Origin of the sequence: Streptomyces inhibens, from assembly GCF_003389455.1 — a bacterium.
Classification (GTDB): Bacteria; Actinomycetota; Actinomycetes; order Streptomycetales; family Streptomycetaceae; genus Streptomyces; species Streptomyces inhibens.
Map to the genome: position 1 here is coordinate 1 of NZ_QUAC01000268.1, position 998 is coordinate 998.

Genomic DNA, 998 nt, shown 5'->3' on the forward strand with positions numbered 1-998 from the left:
GCACGAGCCCCAGGGCCCCGGCCCCGCCGGCCCGCCGGCACCCACCGCACCTGCGCCTGCACCCGCGCCCCGTCCCGCCGTGACCGCCGCCCCCGGGCTCGACGGCGTACGGCAGATCCTGGCGGCCGGCGGCGCCCCGGAGACGCTGGCGGAGAAGACCGCCGAGGTGCTCGGAGAGCGGGCCGCCGAGGCGCTGAGCGAGGATCCCTGGCAGCTGCTGGGTGTGCCGGGGGTGCGCCCCGAGCAGGCCGACGGATTCGCCCGGGCGCTGCTCGGCGCCGCCTGCGGGCCGGGCGACGAGCGGCGCGCACAGGCGCTGGTCGGCTGGCTGCTGGAGCAGACCGCCATCGCCGGGCACTCCGCCCTGGAGGCCGCCACGCTGCGGGCGGCGCTCGCCCAGCGCTCGGTGCCCGACCCCGATGAGGCGCTGCAGACCGCCATCGCGGACGGCGCGGTGCTGGTCTTCCAGGACGCGATCGAGGAGCCGGGCCGGGCGCGGCCCGTCACGGGCGACGACGAGGACGAGGCGGAGCAGCCGGTCCGGATACTGCTCGGCCTGGACCGGTTCGCCATGGCCGAGGAGAGCGTCGCCGACGGTTTGGCGCGACTGCTCAACACCTTCGAACCGCTCACGGAGCCGGAGCAGGAGCAGGACGCGGAGCCGGAGTCGGGTGCGGAGCCGGAGCAGGGCGCATCGCCGGACGCGGGCGAGGACGGCGACGGCGATGGCACGGCCGACACGGAGGCCAAGGCGGAACCGGAACCGGAAGCGGAGACGGACGCGGATGCGGAGACGGAGGCCGGCGACGAGGACGCGCACGCCGGCGACGACGCCCACCCCGTGGGCCCCGACGCCACCACCGCACCCACGCCCGTCCGCCCCTCCCCCGCCGACTGGGAGGCCGCGGCCGCCGCGGCCCCGTCGCCGTCCGCCGCCGAGCTGATCCGTGCCGCCGCGCACAGCGGCCTGGTGGCGCACACCGGCGCGGAGGCGGCCC

At 78.7% G+C, this 998-nt stretch carries 1 protein-coding gene; it reads left to right on the forward strand.

The window, feature by feature from the left end; genetic code table 11:
- Positions 1–998, forward strand: a 998-nt coding sequence (locus DY245_RS32795) for a helix-hairpin-helix domain-containing protein (RefSeq protein ID WP_280525025.1), incomplete at both ends; no start/stop codon positions are given.